This is a genomic window from Saccharospirillum alexandrii, assembly GCF_043641555.1.
GTDB classification, from domain to species: Bacteria; Pseudomonadota; Gammaproteobacteria; order Pseudomonadales; family Natronospirillaceae; genus Saccharospirillum; species Saccharospirillum alexandrii_A.
The window spans coordinates 886,983-905,936 of the sequence record NZ_JBHZRJ010000003.1; the positions used below are offsets into that span (position 1 = coordinate 886,983).

15 protein-coding genes and 1 tRNA gene are annotated in these 18,954 nt (G+C 57.4%); 8 read left to right on the top strand and 8 right to left on the bottom strand.

The window, feature by feature from the left end:
• Positions 1-228: 228 nt before the first annotated feature.
• The 7 genes from gcvP to ACHUE7_RS14165 all read right to left on the bottom strand — a co-directional run bounded on the left by gcvP (position 229) and on the right by ACHUE7_RS14165 (position 8,812).
• A complete protein-coding gene (gcvP, locus tag ACHUE7_RS14135) occupies positions 229-3,114 on the bottom strand; it encodes an aminomethyl-transferring glycine dehydrogenase (RefSeq protein WP_394170546.1) in 2,886 nt (961 codons plus the stop codon).
• 102 nt (positions 3,115-3,216) lie between these two features.
• Entirely contained in the window at positions 3,217-3,606 is a 390-nt protein-coding gene (gcvH, locus tag ACHUE7_RS14140) for a glycine cleavage system protein GcvH (protein WP_127555616.1), read from the bottom strand.
• Positions 3,607-4,023: 417 nt separating this feature from the next.
• On the bottom strand, positions 4,024-4,263 hold the full coding sequence (locus tag ACHUE7_RS14145) for a hypothetical protein (RefSeq protein ID WP_127555615.1): 240 nt from the start codon (positions 4,261-4,263) through the stop codon (positions 4,024-4,026).
• An 88-nt stretch (positions 4,264-4,351) separates the two neighbouring features.
• Entirely contained in the window at positions 4,352-4,918 is a 567-nt protein-coding gene (locus tag ACHUE7_RS14150; RefSeq protein ID WP_348476530.1) for a cob(I)yrinic acid a,c-diamide adenosyltransferase, read from the bottom strand.
• 59 nt (positions 4,919-4,977) lie between these two features.
• Complete coding sequence (locus ACHUE7_RS14155) at positions 4,978-6,708, bottom strand: two-component system sensor histidine kinase NtrB (protein ID WP_394170547.1); 1,731 nt, start codon at positions 6,706-6,708, stop codon at positions 4,978-4,980.
• Positions 6,709-6,754: 46 nt separating this feature from the next.
• On the bottom strand, positions 6,755-7,642 hold the full coding sequence (locus tag ACHUE7_RS14160; protein WP_394170548.1) for a ketopantoate reductase family protein: 888 nt from the start codon (positions 7,640-7,642) through the stop codon (positions 6,755-6,757).
• A 150-nt stretch (positions 7,643-7,792) separates the two neighbouring features.
• Positions 7,793-8,812: a GGDEF domain-containing response regulator gene (locus ACHUE7_RS14165; protein WP_394170549.1), complete on the bottom strand. Its 1,020-nt coding sequence runs from the start codon at positions 8,810-8,812 to the stop codon at positions 7,793-7,795.
• A gap of 252 nt (positions 8,813-9,064) precedes the next feature.
• On the opposite strand from ACHUE7_RS14165, the gene ACHUE7_RS14170 reads away from it, so the two are divergent.
• The 7 genes from ACHUE7_RS14170 (at position 9,065) to gspD (ending at position 17,863) form a co-directional block, all read left to right on the top strand.
• A complete protein-coding gene (locus ACHUE7_RS14170) occupies positions 9,065-10,933 on the top strand; it encodes a DUF294 nucleotidyltransferase-like domain-containing protein (protein WP_394170550.1) in 1,869 nt (622 codons plus the stop codon).
• On the top strand, positions 10,930-11,664 hold the full coding sequence (locus ACHUE7_RS14175) for a 3'-5' exonuclease (protein ID WP_394170551.1): 735 nt from the start codon (positions 10,930-10,932) through the stop codon (positions 11,662-11,664). The genes ACHUE7_RS14170 and ACHUE7_RS14175 overlap by 4 nt, the downstream gene beginning before the upstream one ends.
• Positions 11,665-12,013: 349 nt before the next feature.
• On the top strand, positions 12,014-12,301 hold the full coding sequence (groES, locus tag ACHUE7_RS14180; protein WP_127555608.1) for a co-chaperone GroES: 288 nt from the start codon (positions 12,014-12,016) through the stop codon (positions 12,299-12,301).
• A 41-nt stretch (positions 12,302-12,342) separates the two neighbouring features.
• A complete protein-coding gene (gene groL, locus ACHUE7_RS14185) occupies positions 12,343-13,995 on the top strand; it encodes a chaperonin GroEL (protein WP_127555607.1) in 1,653 nt (550 codons plus the stop codon).
• Positions 13,996-14,210: 215 nt separating this feature from the next.
• Complete coding sequence (gene gspN, locus ACHUE7_RS14190) at positions 14,211-14,945, top strand: type II secretion system protein N (RefSeq protein WP_394170552.1); 735 nt, start codon at positions 14,211-14,213, stop codon at positions 14,943-14,945.
• Positions 14,945-15,856, top strand: coding sequence for a type II secretion system protein N (locus tag ACHUE7_RS14195; protein WP_394170553.1), 912 nt, complete (start codon positions 14,945-14,947; stop codon positions 15,854-15,856). The genes gspN and ACHUE7_RS14195 overlap by 1 nt, the downstream gene beginning before the upstream one ends.
• A gap of 36 nt (positions 15,857-15,892) precedes the next feature.
• The gene (gspD, locus tag ACHUE7_RS14200; protein ID WP_394170554.1) at positions 15,893-17,863 is read left to right on the top strand and encodes a type II secretion system secretin GspD; all 1,971 of its coding nucleotides are present in this window, start codon (positions 15,893-15,895) and stop codon (positions 17,861-17,863) included.
• A 215-nt stretch (positions 17,864-18,078) separates the two neighbouring features.
• Here the strand turns inward: gspD and ACHUE7_RS14205 are convergent, their stop codons facing one another.
• A complete protein-coding gene (locus tag ACHUE7_RS14205; RefSeq protein WP_394170555.1) occupies positions 18,079-18,402 on the bottom strand; it encodes a YqfO family protein in 324 nt (107 codons plus the stop codon).
• A 105-nt stretch (positions 18,403-18,507) separates the two neighbouring features.
• Here ACHUE7_RS14205 and ACHUE7_RS14210 point away from each other — a divergent pair.
• A tRNA-Ser gene (locus ACHUE7_RS14210) sits at positions 18,508-18,599 on the top strand.
• Positions 18,600-18,954 lie beyond the last annotated feature (355 nt).

An 18,954-nucleotide genomic window follows, 5' to 3' on the forward strand; every position in this document is an offset into this window, starting at 1 on the left:
TTTATTCTTTGGATAGGTGTCAAAAATTGACTGGTTCATAAACGACACCCGGAAAGATTTTCAAATTTAACCACCGACATAGTGTTGGGTGCCGGGTAGGCCTGTCCGGGGTAGGCCACAGAATGGATGCTGTGGCCTAGGCCCCATGGAGGGGTTTACGCCGACCCCGGACAGGTCTACCCGGTGGCCGACACGAGCTCCTGGCACGAGAAGTAGCAACCACCGGCCCTAAATATAGCTCTCCATACTTGGGCAGGAGCAGAACAGATTGCGATCGCCCCAGACGTCGTCGACCCGGTTGACGCTCGGCCAGTATTTGGCCTGGCTGACCCAGGGCCTCGGGAAGATGGCGGTTTCCCGGCTGTAGGGGCGCTCCCAGGTGCCGATCAGATCGGCTTGGGTATGGGGGGCGTTGACCAGCGGGTTGTTGTCGGCCGGCCACTCGCCCGAGGCAACCGCATCGATTTCCGCTCTAATGGAGACCATGGCATCGACGAACCGGTCGAGTTCGGCTTTGCTTTCGCTTTCTGTCGGTTCAACCATGAAGGTGCCCGGCACCGGAAAACTCATGGTTGGGGCGTGGAAGCCGAAGTCCATCAGTCGCTTGGCAATGTCGACCTCGGTGATGCCCGTGGCCGCCTTGAGCGGGCGCAAATCGAGAATGCATTCGTGGGCGACACGGTCATTGCGGCCGGTGTAGAGAATCGGGTAGTGCGGCTTCAACTGCTGCGCCAGGTAATTGGCATTCAACAACGCCACCTGAGTCGCCGTGCGCAAACCTTGCGCGCCCAGCATGCGAATGTACATCCAGGAAATGGGCAGAATGGAACTGCTGCCAAAGGGCGCCGCCGAGACCGCGCCCTCAGCGGCGAGGCCAGTCGCATTGGCCATCACACTGTGACCGGGCAGATAGTCCGCCAAGTGTGATCGCACGCCGATTGGCCCCATGCCCGGGCCACCGCCACCATGGGGAATCGCAAAAGTCTTGTGCAAATTCAGGTGAGCGACATCGGCACCGATGTCAGCCGGGCGGGTAACGCCGACCTGAGCGTTCAGGTTGGCACCGTCCATATACACCTGGCCACCGGCCGCATGCACAGCATCGCACAGGGCCTTAACGCCCTCCTCATAAACGCCGTGGGTCGAAGGGTAGGTGATCATCAGGCAACTGAGTTCATCGCCAGCAGCGGCGATCTTCTTCTGAAGATCCTCGGCGTCCACATTGCCCGCCTCGTCGGTCTTAACGACCACCACCGTCATGCCCATCATCTGGGCCGAGGCCGGGTTGGTGCCGTGCGCTGACTGCGGAATCAGGCAGATGTGGCGACCTTCCTGCCCCTGGGCTTCCTGATAGCGACGGATCGCCAGCAAACCCGCGTATTCGCCCTGAGCGCCCGAGTTGGGCTGCATGCTGATCGCATCGAACCCGGTAATGGCGCGCAGCATGGTATCCAGTTCTTCCAGCAATACCCGGTAACCCTTGGTCTGGGCACGGGGCGCAAAGGGGTGAATGCGCGCAAATTCCGGCCAGGAGACCGGAATCATCTCCGCCGTCGCGTTCAGCTTCATGGTGCAGGAGCCCAGAGAAATCATGCTGTGGGTCAGCGTCAGGTCCCGGTTCTCAAGCCGCTTCAGGTAGCGCAGCATCGCCGTTTCACTGTGATGACTGTTGAACACCGGGTGGGTCAGGTAATCCGATTCACGCTCAAGTGTCTCTGGCAAAAAGGTGGTGCCATGTTCGGTGATCTGGGCGTCGATGTCGGCCACATTGAAATCGTGGTCACCCATCAATACATCGAACAGGTCTTCCACATCTTCCCGACTGGCACACTCATGCAAACTGACGCCCAGGGTGCCTGCCGCATCTTCGCGCAGGTTGATCTGCTTGGCAGCAGCCCGCTCCAGAATCAATTCGCGGTTGCCCTGGGGGTCGATGGTCAGGGTGTCGAAAAAGTGGCTGTTAACGATGTGAATGCCTTTTGCTTCCAGCCCTTCGGCCAGAATTCCGGTCAGCCGGTGAATGCGCTGGGCGATGCGTTTCAGACCTTTAGGGCCATGGTAGACCGCATAGAATCCGGCCATGTTGGCCAGCAACACCTGGGCGGTGCAGATGTTTGAATTAGCCTTTTCACGGCGAATATGCTGTTCACGCGTTTGCAGCGCCATACGCAACGCTGGCTTGCCATGGGTATCTTTGGAGACGCCGATCAGCCGGCCTGGAATGTTGCGTTTGAACTCATCGCGCGTGGCAAAAAACGCGGCATGAGGGCCGCCATAACCGAGCGGTACACCAAAGCGCTGGGAGTTACCCAGCACAATGTCGGCCTGCATCTCGCCGGGTGATTTGAGCATCAGCAGGGCCATCAGATCAGTCGCCACCACCGCCAGCGCGCCCTTGGCGTGCAGGGCTTCAATCACCGGCTCCGGATCGCGAATCTCGCCATTGGCACCAGGGTATTGCAGCAGGGCAGCGAACACCGGTTGCTCGGCAGCCTGCTCCAAAGGCCCGGTCATCACTTCGAAGCCCATGTAACGGGCGCGTGTTTTGATCACTGCCAGCGTCTGCGGCAATACGTTTTCATCGACAAAGAAAACGTTGCCCGGCGCCTTGCGCAAACAGCGGTGCGCCATCGCCATGGCTTCCGCCGCTGCTGTGGCTTCATCGAGCAGGGAGGCATTGGCCAGAGGCATGCCGGTCAAATCACTGATGGTTTGCTGGTAGTTGATCAGCGCTTCCAGGCGGCCCTGGGCAATTTCCGGCTGGTAGGGCGTATAAGCGGTATACCAGCCCGGGTTCTCCAGCACGTTACGGGCAATGACATTCGGCGTCAGGGTGTCGTGATAGCCAAGCCCGATGTAGCTTTTGAACACCTTGTTCTGGCGGGCCATGGCGTGCAGGTAATCGAGTGCGTCCTGTTCGCTGGTGGCTCGTTCGATGTTCAGATCCGAGTTGAGGCGAATGGCACCGGGCACAATCTGTTCAGTCAGGTGATCCAGGCTGTCGGCGCCGACAGCGTCAAGCATGGCCGCTTGCTCACCAGGGCCTGGGCCGATATGGCGGCGAATGAATTCGTCGGTACTTTCCAGATCATCGAGGGAAAAGGGTGCGGTCATGGTGCTCGCTCTCGGTCCAGTAGGGCGGGATGGGGCGTGCCGGTTTCGGCAGGCACGCCCTGATACGGGGTCGTTAACGCGGCCCGCAGAGCCGCAGCAAGATCAGTCTTCGGCGCACTGGTCCTGGTAGGACTCGGCGTCCATCAGATCTTTCAGCTCACCCGGGTCCTGCATTTTTACTTTGAAGAACCAGCCGTTCTCGTAAGGGTCTTCGTTGACCTGTTCCGGTGCATCTTCCAGCGATTCGTTCACCGCGATGACAGTGCCGGTCACCGGAGTATAGATGTCGGAGGCCGCTTTTACCGACTCAACCACCGCAACCGGGTCACCGGCAACGATTTCGGCGCCCACTTCCGGCACTTCCACAAAAACCACATCGCCCAGCTGTTGCTGGGCAAAATCGGATACGCCAATGGTAATGACATCGTCACCTTCTTCACGGACCCATTCGTGGGAGGCGGCATATTTCAAATCGGCTGGAATTGTACTCATGGAATAACCCTTTGGTCTCGGATCGTCACGGATCATGGTTTACAGGCATGGGTAAAGCTGGGCAGGGGGCTCCCCCACCACCGCTTTACCGGAATTGTTGCGTAATTTAGCAGCCTGAATGCGAAACAGCCACCGCTGGTTTTGCAGGTAGGGAGCTTACTTCTTTGGTTACATCGTTGAATATACTTGGGAGGCGCGGGGCCGCGCCGGATACAAGTGGAGCTCCTGTGGGGTCGGCGTAGATCTGTCCATGGCGGTCCGACGTCTCGGGCCTAGGCCGCAGCATCCATGCTGCGGACTACCCCACAGGAGCCCCACTGGCACCCGTCGCTTGTCTTCACAGTAAGCAAAGTATTCCGAAAGAAGTTGAAATGGCATCCCAGTGGCCGCCGCGTGCCAAAGCCTCCCTGGCAGGAACTACTTGAGGGTTGGGGGAGTGGGTGCCTGGGGTGGGGTGCGCAGGGCAGGCTTGTGGCTGATATAGATGCGTTCCGCCTTCATGATCCGGATCAACAACCAGGAGGATTCCAGAGCCGCCTCACTGGCCTCGGCCTTCAACTCGCGCAGGGTGCGGTCGTTGAGGTTTTCTTCACTGAAAGCGAACTCTATCAGTTCATCTTCGCTGATCAGATTCTTGCCAAGGATGATGGCGGCCATGCTATACGCTCGGTTGGTCAGTGCTTGAAAGAGCTATCGGCGGATAATCGCCATTGTTTAGTGGTCTTCCGTCAATCTGTGAACTCTATCAGGAATCCTTTTTACGATGACGCGATTGCCACAGCACTTCCTGGGAGCCATCGGCCCGGGCAAGCTGTCGTGCCAACACGAAAAACAGGTCTGACAGACGGTTCAGGTACTGCTGGGCCAGCACATGGCCTTCTGCTTCCTGGCGGTTGAAGGCCACCAGCGTCCGTTCCGCCCGGCGGCAGGTGGCGCGGGCCAGGTGGCAGCGGCTGGCCGCTTCGTTGCCGCCTGGCAGAATGAAATTTTTCAGCGGCGGCAGGTGCTCGTTGATGCGGTCGATGTGGTCTTCCAGGTCACTGATCAGCGCTGCGTCGAGCAGTTCATAGCCGGGCATGGCCAGTTCACCGCCCAGGTCAAACAGGTCGTGTTGAATCTGGCTGAGCATTGGGTATTCACTGTGCTGGTCTCCCAGGCAGACCATCAGAAAGCCGACCAGGCTGTTCAGTTCATCGATGTCACCCATAGAGGCAATGCGACCACTGTCTTTGGGCACTCGCCCATCCATGCCGAGGCCAGTGTCGCCGGCGTCGCCGGTGCGGGTGTAAATCTTGGAAAGTCGGTTACCCATGGTGGTGTCGGTCCTTGCGTTTGGTATTGGTTTAAGCCCGCTGATGTTAGCGAGCCTGTTTAAAGGGGAGGCTGGTCCGCATCGGTATCGGCAGCCGGGCCGCGAACGTCATCGGCTGTTGTTACCTGTTCAAGCGTCTGCTTTACCAGCGGGTCGGTCAGCGGAAGCGACAGAATGAACCGGGCACCCCGGCCCACGGTCGATTCGACCTGCAACCGGCCGTGGTGGTGGGTGGTGATGATAAAGAAACTCACCGACAAACCAAGGCCCGTGCCCACACCCACATCCTTGGTGGTGAAAAACGGTTCAAAAATGCGTTTTCGGGTGGGTTCATCCATGCCGATGCCGTTGTCGGCCACTTCGATCACGCAATGATCGTCCTGCACGTATTGCCGTATCTGGATGATGCCTTCATCAATGTCATTCAAGGTGTCGAACCGCTCGCGGATCGCCTGGGCGGCGTTCTTCATCAGGTTCAGTAACACCTGTTCGAGTTCGGTCATCACGCAGGGCACTTCAACCTCGGGCGATCGAAAATCCTGATCGACGAACAGATGCTGTTTGCGATAGCCCGATTTCAAATTGAAGTCGTTCAGGGCAATGTTGATGGCCTGGTCGAGTAATTGGCCGATTGGGTAGGGTTGCAGCAAACGGTCGCTGTCGCGGCTGAACTGAAGCATGTTGGTGACAATGCGTGACGCCCGCAAGCCAGATTCGGAAATGTTGGTCAGGAACTTGGGTACATCCCGTCTGGCGAGGTATTGCTGCATCAGCTCCAGATTCAGCCCCAGGCTGGACGCCAGTTCACGGTTGCGTTTGAGGGCCGGGTCGAGCCGTCGTTCAATGTTCTGGGCATTCTGAACAATGGCTCCCAGTGGGTTATTGATTTCATGGGCCATGCCTGCGGCCAAGCCCCCAACCGACATCATTTTTTCCGTTTGTACCATCACTTCTTCAAGCTTGAACTGCTCGGTTACGTCATCCAGCCGAATCACCGCCCCCTGAGAATCGGTCTGTTGCAGCGGGTAAACCACCAGGTCGACACGGATGGGTTGCTCGGCTGTTTGCAGTTCAAGGTTGTGCCGGCTTTGCACCTTGTGCCGGGTCAGCGCCAGCAGAATCAGATCCTGATGTTGGCCCAGAAACGGGAAGGCCTCCTGCAGCGAAAGCCCAATGGCCTGCTCCGGACGGGTGCCACTGATCAGCGCCGCCTCGGTATTCCACTGGGTGACGATCAGCTTCTCGTCCACGGCGATCAGCGCTGACGGCATGGAATTGATGATGGCGTTCAGGTAATTCTGAAACTCGGTCAGCCGGCGTTCAACCCGGTGGCGTACCTGCACCTCGAACTCCAGCTTGTGCATGGCCTTCTGCGCTGCCTCGGCCATGGCTTCCGACTCTTGTCCGGCCAGGGTGGCCCGGTCGCGTTCGGCCTTCAGATCGGCTTCGCGTCGTGCCATCTGGTCAAGCATCGCATTGAACGCGTCAACCACCTTGCCCAGCTCATCCTGGTGGTGTTTTTTTGCCCGCAGCGTCACATTGGAGGTCGCCGTTACCTGGTTCGACACCAGCATCAACTGGTTCAATGGGTTGAGAAAATGCCGGCGGAAAATTTGCAGCAACACGGCCGAACCCAGAATGGAAATCACCACAATCAGGCACATCACCACCAGCGGATGCAGGTGCTGACCCGAGAAAAAGACAAAGCCAATGCTCAGACTGCTGACAACGGTGATCCCCAGTAACCACCAGAGAATACGCCCCAGCAGGGTCGGTGATGCATAGGCCATGCAGGCTCCTTGGTGTGCGGTTAAGGCGCTGTCGGTTAAGCGCTCGTCAGCGAATCAGCGGGTGCAGGCGAATCACCGCCTGGTACCAGTATTGCAAACGTGGCGCCGCCAGGCCATGCCGATCGGCGGCACACAGCAAAGGGCCCAGAATCGAATCGACCTCGGTTTCCCGCCCGGCCTCGATGTCCGTCAGCATCGACGACCGGTTGCGCCCCGTCGCTTTGGCCACCATCACCACCCGTTCGGCAAGATCCGATGGCAATTGAACGTCACTGGCCCGCGCAATCTGTTGAATTTCAGCGCACAACAGCTCTACTTCACCGACCCATTCGCGCTCGGCCAGGGCGCCGTTCAGGCACTGCTGCACCGCCGTAATCGGGTTAATCACGGCATTGATCGCCAGTTTACGCCAAAGCACCGCCGTAATATCAGTCTCCCAGTGTAATTCCAGCGGGCCCGCCTGATTCACCAGCTTGCGCCCCCACTGTTCGGTTTCATCAGTAACGGGATACTGCGCCGGGCTTCCAATCCGGGTTTCCCCGACCCCGGTGTGCCGAACCCGCTGACCAAACCGGCCCGCGCCTTCGGTCGTCGATGCCCACAACACCCGGCCCGGCAACTGTTGGCTGAGCCAGGCCTGTGGGCCCAGGCCATTGCACAGAATCAACCAGGGAATATCAGTAAGTTTTGGAATGAGGGGCAAAGTAGCGCGTTCAACCTGAGTGGCCTTGCAACACACCAGCACGGCATCGATACCATCGAGCGAGTCGGTCAGTGACCACCGCAGCGGATGAGTTTCTCCGTCGGATTCAACGTAGCCAGGCAACGACAAGCCCGCACGGTGGGCATACACCTTAATGGTTGCGTGGTTTTGCAGTGACCAGGCCATCAGGCTGCCGATGGCGCCGGGGCCAAGCAGAAGGATCTTTGCCATATCGTCGTATCCTTACCGGATGAGCGCATATGGTAACTCTAGCGCCCCTTCGGAGGCGACATCGGTGGACCTAACGCCAGTTTAAAAATTGACTGAGGTGACCCCGGTACCCGCTGCGGAAGATAGCCACCAAAAGAGGCCTAGCCAGGGTCAGGCGCTTTGTCCGTTTTGCCACACATGCATGGCATGGCGCTGTTCTACGGGAATCTTCTGCAATCGCACCAGTGCCTGCTCCAACATCCATTCTGCCGAAGCGGGGAGGGGCTGGGAGGCATCGGCCAGATCGAGCTGAATGCAGCCCGTCAGTGACACAAAGCCGGACGTTGTCGAGTAGGCGCGGGTGAACAGGGCATCGTACAGGCGTCGAATCAGTTTCTGCGTCGCCACATTGCCGCCCGTGGAATGCAACAGCACACCAATGATGTTCTCGCCTAGCCGGGCTGTGTCATCGAGTGGGCGGGTGTGTTCAGTAAGGCGGCTGCAGGCTTCGCGAATCAGCTCATTGCGTAAGGCCCGGCCGCCCTGAGTGGCCACTTCACCGAGATTATCGATCCGGCACAGAATCAGCCCCATTTGTCCGGTACGCCCTTTAATGTGAACCAGCGTCCGGTCCAATTGGTGGCGCAAGTGCTGCGAATTGCCAAGCCCGGTTGTTGCATCGAGCCGGTTCATGCGGGTCACCGCCCGGAACTGGTCTTTTAGCTGACGCTCACGGGAGATCAGCGAGTTATGCAGCCGCGACAACCGCTGACCGGCATGAACCCGGGCCAGTAACTGGGTTTTCAGGTGGGTTTTGCCAATGAAATCATCGACGCCCTTGGCAAAAGCTTCCTGCAGGGCTTCGTCGTTCTCCTTGGCGGTCAGCAACATCACGTAGGTGAAACAGCCTCGTCGCCGGTCCAGTTCGCGAACCAGCTGAGTCAATTCCAGGCCATCCATGCCTGGCATCAGCCAGTCGGCCAGCATCAGCTCGGCCGGGCGCTGTTTCAGCGCATCCAGCGCGTCTATGGCGTTGTCGGCAATGCGAATATCACGGAACCCGGCATTGACCAGCATGCGCTGAATGATCGCGCTGCTGAACTTGGTGTCGTCGACGATCATGATAGCGGTATCATGCGTCTCACTCGGAGTCAGCCCCGGGTGTTTCGGGCCATTGGGTGTGTCTGACATGTCCATATATCCTTGTTGTCATCGCGCATACTGCGCACGACCTGACTGCTGCAACCGTCCGTCATATAAGTGGGCGGCCACGTCCTTTATAACAAGCCTTTACAAAAAGGTTACAACCTCTGTAGCGGCAGTATAAAGGTCGGCGTTGAGGTTGGACAACCATTGTTTGAGTCGGCACCATTCGTTCTCAGAACAGACCCAACCCGGCTAAGATGCCAGGGGTCTTGAAAAACGCCATATCAGGAGGTGAGGATGGAAGTCGAGCATCTGGAGATACGTGATCAGCTCAGGCGGTTCGCCCCGTTTGACCAGCTTCCGGATGAATGGCTCGACACCTTGGCCAGCCAGATCGAAATCGGCTACTTCAAAGCCGGCTCCGACATCATGGTCAGAGGGGAAGAGGTCACCTACCTGCACATTATCCGCAGTGGGGCGGTCGAGTTGTACCGCAGTAATGGCGAACTCTATAACCGCCTCGCCGAGGGCGACATTTTCGGTCAGTGGGGCCTGCTGATGAATCGCCCCGTGCGGTTTCCGGCGCGTGCGATAGAGGACACCCTCATCTACTTTGTCGCCAAAGATCTGTTCGACCGGCTCTGGGAGTCGAGTGAAACCTTTGCCGAATTCGTCGAGGTTGAAGATCAGTCTCGCCTGCGTGCTGCCGTCAACCAGCAACAAAATACTGACCTGATGACTTCCCGGGTGTACAAACTGCTGTCACGCTCGGCGGTTATGTTGCCGCAGACTGCGACGCTGCACGAAGCTGCACTGGCGATGACCGAAGAGGGTGTATCTTCCCTGGTGATTACCGACCCGGATCATCCCGAACAGGCGGGTTTCATGGTCGGCATCATTACCGATCGCGACCTTCGTACCCGCGCCCTGGCGGAACGACTGGGGTACGACACACCGGTCAGGCAGTTCATGACCACCGAACTGATCACCATCGATGCCAAAGCCTTTGTATTCGATGCCATGCTCAGCATGCTGCGCCACAACGTGCACCATCTGCCGGTGTTACGCCACCGCAAGCCCGTGGGTGTGCTGGCATTGTCCGATATCATTCGTTACGAATCCCAGAGCAGCCTCTATCTGGTTAGCCAGATTCATCGCCAGCCACGCAGAAAAGACCTGAGCAGCCTGATGCCCGACGTTCGGGCCACCTTCATACGCATGGTGAACGAAGGCGCCACCAGCCACATGATCGGCAGCGCCATCGCCGGAATTGGTCGCAGTTTCACGCAGCGCCTGCTGGAGCTGGGCGAGGAAGAATTTGGCCCGCCACCGGTGCCATACTGTTTTCTGGCACTGGGCTCAATGGCGCGGGATGAGCAATACGTCGTCACCGATCAGGATAACGCCATGATCCTCAGTGACGACTTCAACCCGGATGAGCACGACGACTATTTCGCCAAACTCGCCGCCTACGTCAGCGATGGTCTGGCAGAATGCGGTTACGAATACTGCAAAGGCGGCATCATGGCCACCAACCCCCAATGGCGGCAGCCACTGTCAGTCTGGCGCGCCTATTTCAAAGACTGGATCGACAACCCCGACCCCCAGGCCTTGCTCAACAGCTCCATATTTTTCGATCTGGACGGTATTCACGGCGAAACGGCCCTGGCCGAGACCCTCAAAGTTGATGTCGCTAGCCGGGCTCAGCGCAGCCCGAGATTTCTCGCTTGCCTGGCGCGCAACGCCCTCAACCGAACACCACCGCTGGGTTTTTTCCGAACGTTTGTCATGGAAAGCGACGGCAAGCACAACAAGTCCATCAACCTGAAACGACGCGGCACTGCACCGCTGAGCGACGTTATACGGGTTCACGCTCTGGCGGCGGGCTCTACCGCCCAGAACTCCTTCAACCGGCTCGATGCCATTGCTGAATCCCGCATTCTGGGTCACAGCAACGGCGACGATCTGCGCGACGCCATGGAATACATATCCATCGTACGTGCCCGGCACCAGGCGCTTGACCTCGAATCCGAACAGGAACCCGACAACAACGTTGAACCCGAGAACATGACGGTCTTCGAACGGCGCAACCTCAAAGACGCCTTTCAGGTCATTAGCAACGCCCAGAAATACCTGCGAATGCGGTATCAGGTGAACCGGGTGTGAGCTTTTTTGTCCCCCGAGACAGTGACTCCCTGGATACCAGGCCCGACTGGCCTGCCTGCTTCAGCGCCTGGGCAGACCAGGTCAGGCACCCGGAATTGCAGCGCTTTTACCAGGCAGGGACCGTCGCGGCCGATTGCCCGATAAACGAGGTGCCCTTTGTGGCCCTCGATGTGGAAACCACCGGCCTGAACGCAGATCGCCATGCCATTCTCAGCGTCGGCCTGGTCCCTTTTACCGTAAAACGCATCTCGGTCGCGGACAGCCGGCACTGGGTTGTAAAGCCCCAACTGCCATTGATTCAACAGTCAATTCAGTTCCACGGCATTACCCACACCGACATAAAAAACGCCCCCGACATGGCCGAGATTCTGCCTGGCCTGCTCGACTGCCTGGCCGGGCGAGTTGCTGTGGTGCACCATAGAGCCATAGAGCGATCCTTTATGGATGTCGTCGTCAAAGCCCGCTGGAACGAAGGCCTGCAATTTCCAATGGTCGATACCATGGCCATAGAGGCAATGCTGCACCGCGACAAACCCCGAAGCCTCTGGGCCCGCCTGACCAACCGCCGGCCCGTCTCCATCCGCCTATCGGACAGCCGTATACGCTACGGCCTGCCGCATTACCCACCCCACAATGCCCTCACCGACGCCCTGGCCACCGCAGAACTGTTTCAGGCTCAGTGCGCCTATCATTTTGAGCCTGAGACCCCGATTTCAGAACTGTGGTACTAGCCGAATGCTGCGTTGGTACTTTACCAGCTGTTAGTTATTGAGTAGGCAATTGGAAAAATAAAGCGGTGGCTGTGCAGCAAATGCAGGGTGCTGGGTATGCCTTTCCGGGGTAGTCCGCAGCAGGGATGCTGCGGCCTAGGCTCCATGGACGGATTTACGCCTACCCCGGAAAGGCATGCCCGGTACCCTGCGCGATCCCCAGGCTCAGAAAAAATTTAACCCCGAAGGTGTTGAAATGAAAATTTGTCGGCCCCATTAACGGGGAGCATTGGCATTCCGGGGCCGTTCAGTATCGAACAGCCCTGAAATCACAACAAAACTCCCACATGTCTTTTAGGAGATTGGATCCATGAAAATTCGTCCTTTGCATGATCGCGTCGTAGTACGCCGCAAGGATCAAGAGGAAACCACCGCCGGCGGTATCGTTCTGCCAGGTTCTGCCAAAGAAAAGCCCTCTCAGGGCGAAATCCTGGCAGTCGGCAACGGCCGGATCCTTGAGAATGGCGACGTCAAGTCGTTGGATGTGAAGGTAGGCGATACCGTTGTGTTTGGTCAGTACGCAGGCAGCACCGTCAAGATCGACGGCGAAGAACTGCTGATTATGACCGAAAGCGACATCTTCGGCGTTATTGAGTAAACCGAGCTCGTTCAACGAATTGTAAGGAAGGTAAGCACATCATGGCAGCTAAAGACGTAAAATTTGGCGATTCCGCTCGCGGTAAGATGCAGAAAGGCGTGAACCTGCTGGCCGACGCCGTCAAAGTAACTTTGGGCCCCAAAGGCCGTAACGTAATTCTCGACAAATCCTTCGGCTCACCCGCCATCACCAAAGACGGTGTATCGGTTGCCAAGGAAATCGAACTCGAAGACAAATTCGAAAACATGGGCGCTCAGATGGTCAAGGAAGTTGCTTCCAAGGCCAATGACGAAGCCGGTGACGGTACCACGACCGCAACCGTGCTGGCCCAGGCCCTGGTTAACGAAGGCTTGAAATCAGTTGCAGCGGGCATGAACCCGATGGACCTGAAGCGCGGCATCGACAAAGCGACACGTGCTGTTGTTGATGAAATCGCCAAGCTGTCTGTGCCTTGCTCAGACAAGAAAGCCATCGCTCAGGTCGGTACCATTTCTGCCAACGCCGACGCCACCATCGGCGGCCTGATCGCCGATGCCATGGAAAAAGTTGGTAACGAAGGCGTGATCACCGTTGAAGAAGGCAGTGGTTTCGACGATGAGCTGGAAGTCGTCGAAGGCATGCAGTTCGACCGTGGTTACCTGTCTCCGTACTTCATCACCAACCAGGAGACCATGACGGCCGAGCTCGAAAACCCGTACATCCTGTTGGTCGACAAGAAAATCAGCAACATCCGTGACCTGATCCCGGTACTGGAGTCCGTCTCCAAGGCCAGCCGTCCGCTGATGATCATTGCTGAAGACATCGAAGGCGAAGCCCTGGCGACCCTGGTTGTCAACAACATGCGCGGTACCGTTAAAGTCTCCGCTGCCAAGGCACCGGGCTTCGGCGACCGTCGCAAGGCCATGCTGCAGGATCTGGCGATTCTGACCGGTGGTACTGTGATTTCCGAAGAAGTGGGCATGAGCCTCGAAACCGCCACCCTGGAACACCTGGGTAGCGCCAAGAAGGTCACCCTGTCCAAAGAAAACACCATCGTGGTTGACGGTGCCGGTGAAGACGCCGACATCAAAGGCCGCGTAGAGCAGATCCGTGCCGAAATCGAGCAATCTACCTCCGATTACGACAAGGAAAAACTCCAGGAACGCGTCGCCAAGTTGGCCGGCGGTGTTGCTGTCATCAAGGTTGGCGCTGCCACCGAGATGGAAATGAAAGAGAAGAAAGCCCGCGTCGACGACGCCCTGCACGCAACCCGTGCAGCCGTTCAGGAAGGTGTGGTTGCCGGTGGCGGTGTAGCCCTGGTACGCGCACTGATGAACGTAGGCGAGATTCAGGGCGACAACGAAGAGCAGCGCACCGGTATTGCCCTGGCATTGCGTGCCATGGAATCCCCGCTGCGTCAGATCGTTTACAACGCCGGTGGCGAGCCGTCTGTTGTACTGAACGAAGTCAAGAAAGGCTCTGGTAACTACGGCTACAACGCTGCAACCGGCGAATACGGCGACATGATGGAACTGGGTATTATCGACCCGGCCAAAGTGACCCGTTCAGCCCTGCAAGCGGCTGCCTCGGTTGCTGGCCTGATGATCACCACTGAAGCCATGATCACCGACAAGCCAGAAGACAAGTCTTCCGGCGGCGGTATGCCTGATATGGGCGGCATGGGTGGTATGGGTGGCATGGGCGGCATGATGTAAGCCAGCCCGGCCCAATACCCGACAAGCCCGCTACGTGCGGGCTTTTTTATGGGCGGAAAACGCCCGTACGAGGCAGCAGCAAGGCCGCAAAGCACTGTCAGATGGGTGTAAACCGATTGTCGTGAATAGGGGCCTTCTATACACTGGCGTCCCGATATTTTGATCTGTGGGCGCAAGCCTGAAAAAGGCGCAGGGATAGTGCAGAACGGAAGTCTATGAGAATTAATCTAAAATTAGTGGTGCTGTTTGTAGGGGTGTATTTGCTCACCCTGGTGGCGACCGTGCCATTGAGCTGGGTGATCAGTTTTGCGGAGCCGTCGCTGCGGTCTGCAGGCGTACGCCTCGAACAGCCACAGGGTAACATCTGGCAGGGACAAAGCCGGGTACTGGTGCCAAACAGCCCAGAATTCAATCTTGAATGGCAGGTGAAGCCCCTGGGTCTGCTGACAGCCCGGTTACCTTACGATGTCCGTGTATCCAGCCCGGCGCTCGATGTGTCTGGCCAGATTCAGGTGCGCCCGACGGGCGTGGGGGTTGAGCAGGTATCCGGGTATGTCGACGAAGCGGCGTTTGCCCAGATTACCCGGTCTTATAATTCAACTCTCCAGGGGCGGCTGGTTATCTCAGACCTGAGCGCCAATGCCGGCTGGGGCGGGGCCCTCGGTGACGCTAGCGGTGAACTCTCCTGGTCCGGCGGGCCCGTTGAAGTGCCGATGGGGCGTTCCCGGCAGCAGTTCGACGTACCCCAGATGCAAGGGGAAATCACCAGCGACGACACCGCATGGCGCGTAGCGATCGATGCGTTGGACGACACCTCACTGATCCGGGCGCAACTGAGCCGGGAAGGGCAGGGGCAAGTTACCGTGCAACGGGCCATGGCCGAGCGCCTGGGCATTCCGGTTCCCGGCGGGCGTGAGACCCTGGTAGAAATCTCACAGAAGGTGTTTTGATGGATTGGGTCAATCAAAGCCGGCAACTATGGCTGCCGCTGCAGCGCTGGGTCGTGGTGATCCTCATAGTCCTGAGCGCCGTTTACAGCGCCCAGCTTACCTGGCTCTGGCTGCAACCGGTACCCGAGGTAAGTGCACCGCGCATTCAACCAGCCAACCTGAATAACGCTGCGAGCAGCACCAACCCCGAACAACTCGGCGCCGCTCTGGGCGAACGCCACTTCTTCGGGCAATTTGAGGCGGTGGCAACTGCTGAACCCGAGCAGCCGGTCGAAGCCCCAGAAACCCGATTGAACATGAAGCTGCAGGCCGTGCTTGCCCGTGGCGACGACGGCACTGGTTTTGCCATTATTTCCCGGGGCGGCAGTCAGGCCAGCGCGTTCTCGGTCGGTGACGATATTTTTAACCAGGCGACCCTGTCGGCGGTATACCGTGACCGGGTCATACTCGACCGCAATGGCCAGCTGGAGACGCTGCGCTACGAGCGGGAAGCGACATCGCAGTTGTTGCAAGTCAACGATGAGCCCATCGAAGACGACAGCAGTTTCAGAGAGACCATTGACCAGGCTCAGCAGCGGGTCGACCGGGGCGAAGATGTACAGGCACAGGTTGAACAAATGGTGTCTTATGTTCAGCAACGTGCCAACTCAGACCCCCAGGGCCTGCTCGATGAAGTCGGCCTCGAAGCCACCGGCTCCGGCTATCAGGTAACCCAGAATGCACGCCAGCTCGCCATGGCCGGGCTGCGCCCGGGCGATGTGGTGACGGCGGTTAATGATCAGCCGGTTGGTAACATCGGGCAGGATCAGGCATTGCTGAACCAGATTCTGCAAACCGGCGGTGAATTGAAAATACAGATTCAACGGGGTTCGCGCTCCTTTACCATCTACCAATCCATACCTCGATTCTGACAAATGCAGAACGATCGATTAAGAAAGGACAACAAGATGCATGCTTTCAGCCCGGTTCGCAGGATTGCGGAACCCCTGTTACGGTCACTGCTACTGACTCTGGCGCTGGTGCTGGTCAGCCTTCCGGTTCGCGCCGAAGAGCCAACCTATCAGTTGAACATGCAGGGTGCCGACATTAATGAAGTGATTGACCTGGTGGCGCGCGTTACCGGCAAGAGCTTTATCGTCGACCCCCGGGTGCGTGGCCAGGTAACGGTTATCTCCGATCGCAACCTGACCGCCGACGCCATCTACGAAATATTTCTGGCTACCATTGAAGTCTATGGTTTTTCTGCCGTAGAGACCGATAACGCCATTAAAATTATCGGCCAGGCCGACATCAAATCTGCAGGTCTCGAGGTTGATACCGATGGGTCGATGTCAGGTGAAGAGATCATCATTCGGGTTTTCCCGATCCAGAATACATCTGCCATGGAGCTGGTGCCAATTCTTCGGCCATTGGTTGCCAAGTATGGTCACCTGGCGGGGGTCAGCACTGCCAACGCGCTGATCATCGCTGACCGGGCCACCAACATTGAACGAATTTCAGAAATCGTTGAATTGCTTGACCGCGCTGGCAGCGAAGAAATAGAAGTCATAGAACTCGAGCATGCCTGGGTGGGCAATGTGATTACGCTGCTCGAACGTGTCGCCCCCACACCGGTTACTTCCGGGTCTCAGCAGGGCGGTGACGTACGTGGCTTGCGCAGCGTCCACCTCGTTGGCGATGAGCGCAGTAATCGCATCATCATTAAGGGCGAAGCCGATGCCCGGGCGCAAATTATCGCCCTGATCCGCGAGCTCGATATTCCCGCCCAGGAGAACAGTGCTTCGAAGGTTATCTTCTTGAACAATGCTGACGCCGCGCGGATGGCTGAGTTGCTCAAAGGGTTTACCGGAGGTGCCGCTCAGGCAAGCTCCAATGGCCAAACAGCACCACCTGCCGGTCCGGTCAACATACTCGCGGACGAAGATTTGAACGCGTTGGTTGTGCGTGCTGAGCCTTCGGTCATGACCGAAATTGAAAGCATCATTCGCCAACTGGACGTGCGTCGTAAACAGGTGTTGATTGAAGCGGCTATCGTTGAAGTGAATGGTAATGTCAGTGATGCCCTGGGCATTCAATGGGCGACGAACCCTGAGCGCGTGAGCGATGGTGTACCCTTTGGTAGCACCAACCTGGGCATTGACGGTGCGATTTCCTCCTTACCCAGTGTGGTAGCCGGTGCGGCGAGTCAAAACGTGGGTGCTTTGCCGAACGGTGCTTTCCTGGGGTTGGTTGACCCCATCAGTGATACCCCTAATTTTGCAGCCATTATTCAGGCGATCGAATCCCAGTCGAACACGAATTTGTTGTCGACACCGAGCGTCATGACGTTGGATAACAGCGAGGCCTTTATCACCGTGGGCAGCTCTGTACCCTTCAAAACGGGTGGCAATGGAAGCGATGAAAACCCGTTTGTCATTGAGCGCCAGGATGTCGGTACCACGCTTACGGTTATACCCCATGTTCAGCAGGATGGCTCTGTGCGTTTGGAGGTCGACCAGGTGGTCGAATCCATTTCAGGCAACAACACCTTCGGTGCCGTAGACATCATTACTGACAAGCGGCAAGTCAAAACAGAAGTACTGATTGGCGATGGTCGTACCATAGTTCTAGGTGGGTTGATTGACGACACCCTGATCGAACGTGAAAGCCGGGTCCCGTTGTTGGGGCGGATTCCGATCTTGGGCCACCTGTTCAAAAGTACCTCGACCGAGCGTCAAAAAACCAATTTGATGGTCATTATTCGCCCAACGATCATAGTGGATGGCGATGAAGATCTGAGAGCACGCCGTATGGATGGCATATGGGATGTACGCATTCAGACCATGGATCATGTAGACGATCGTTATTTGCCGCCGACGGTAGACGATTTGTTTGAAGGTCGCCTGGACGGTGGTTTGCGCCCGCAGGACGACAATTAACGCCAGGGTAGGGATGTGTAGTATTTTATGTACAACCGGTCGATTTTAATAAAAGCGACGTAATCGGGTGGTAGTGTTTACATTACGCTGCTGAATCGTAAGATACGCAGCGTTTTGACTCTCTTGCAAAATATTTTAGCCCGGCGCACCCAGTGCCCCGGGTTTTTTTATGGGTGTTTGCCAGAAAACAGCGGTTTAGCCTACTGTCATGTAGCCTATAGGAAGTCTCGCCGATCCATGACCGCCATCACATGATGCGCAGGCTCTTCGTAAGGGTGTGCGACCACGAGAGCCTGCAGTACCGTTTTGATGCGGTCTTTCTTAACCACCATTTCCACGCGATGCTCGGCAACGCGCTCCAACTGCCCGGTTTGTCCCAGGGTAGGGTTGGCTCCGGCCAACGGTCGAAACTGCCCCTGACCCAGCACCGACCAGGCACAACGATCATAATCGCCGATGTTACCGGCGCCAGCGTCAGACAGTGCTCCAATCAGCGCCTCGGTGTGTGTTTCAGGCACATAAACAACCAGTAAGTACATAAGTGGGTCTCCGCGGTGGACGATCTTTCTTGTTTAATTTCAGCAGCTTAGCAACTTTTTGGTTGACACCCAACACAGGTTCGTTAACATACGCCCCGTTGTTAAGGAGAGTTGGCAGAGTTCGGTTGAATGCACCTGACTTGAAATCAGACGTAGGCGAAAGCCTACCGGGGGTTCGAATCCCTCACTCTCCGCCAAATTAAACAAAAAAGGGGTCCCCAAGGGGACCCCTTTTTTGTTTAACCTGCGCAAAGCGCAGGCCTTCGTTCGTGGCCCCCGCGGTTCGACTGAACGCCAGGAGCGTTCAGGGCTGCGCCAGCGTCCGGCGAAGCCGGATCGATCACAGGAACGTGATCGAGCCCATCCCTCAGGACTCCAGCTAGCCAAGTACTGTCTCATACCCCAAGGGGACCCCTTTTTTGTTTAACCTGCGCAAAGCGCAGGCCTCCGTTCGTGGCCCCGGCTGGGTTACAGCCACCAATCCCCTACGGACTCACTCCACTGAACCATCGCCCGTCACTGGGTTTCGGTGGTTACTTCGTTGGCATTAAT

Coding starts and splice junctions, on each gene's coding strand:
- gcvP (WP_394170546.1), bottom strand. CDS start 3,114: ATGACCGCACCCTTTTCCCTCGATGATCTGGAAAGTACCGACGAATTC.
- gcvH (WP_127555616.1), bottom strand. CDS start 3,606: ATGAGTACAATTCCAGCCGATTTGAAATATGCCGCCTCCCACGAATGG.
- ACHUE7_RS14145 (WP_127555615.1), bottom strand. CDS start 4,263: ATGGCCGCCATCATCCTTGGCAAGAATCTGATCAGCGAAGATGAACTG.
- ACHUE7_RS14150 (WP_348476530.1), bottom strand. CDS start 4,918: ATGGGTAACCGACTTTCCAAGATTTACACCCGCACCGGCGACGCCGGC.
- ACHUE7_RS14155 (WP_394170547.1), bottom strand. CDS start 6,708: ATGGCCTATGCATCACCGACCCTGCTGGGGCGTATTCTCTGGTGGTTA.
- ACHUE7_RS14160 (WP_394170548.1), bottom strand. CDS start 7,642: ATGGCAAAGATCCTTCTGCTTGGCCCCGGCGCCATCGGCAGCCTGATG.
- ACHUE7_RS14165 (WP_394170549.1), bottom strand. CDS start 8,812: ATGTCAGACACACCCAATGGCCCGAAACACCCGGGGCTGACTCCGAGT.
- ACHUE7_RS14170 (WP_394170550.1), top strand. CDS start 9,065: ATGGAAGTCGAGCATCTGGAGATACGTGATCAGCTCAGGCGGTTCGCC.
- groES (WP_127555608.1), top strand. CDS start 12,014: ATGAAAATTCGTCCTTTGCATGATCGCGTCGTAGTACGCCGCAAGGAT.
- groL (WP_127555607.1), top strand. CDS start 12,343: ATGGCAGCTAAAGACGTAAAATTTGGCGATTCCGCTCGCGGTAAGATG.
- gspN (WP_394170552.1), top strand. CDS start 14,211: ATGAGAATTAATCTAAAATTAGTGGTGCTGTTTGTAGGGGTGTATTTG.
- ACHUE7_RS14195 (WP_394170553.1), top strand. CDS start 14,945: ATGGATTGGGTCAATCAAAGCCGGCAACTATGGCTGCCGCTGCAGCGC.
- gspD (WP_394170554.1), top strand. CDS start 15,893: ATGCATGCTTTCAGCCCGGTTCGCAGGATTGCGGAACCCCTGTTACGG.
- ACHUE7_RS14205 (WP_394170555.1), bottom strand. CDS start 18,402: ATGTACTTACTGGTTGTTTATGTGCCTGAAACACACACCGAGGCGCTG.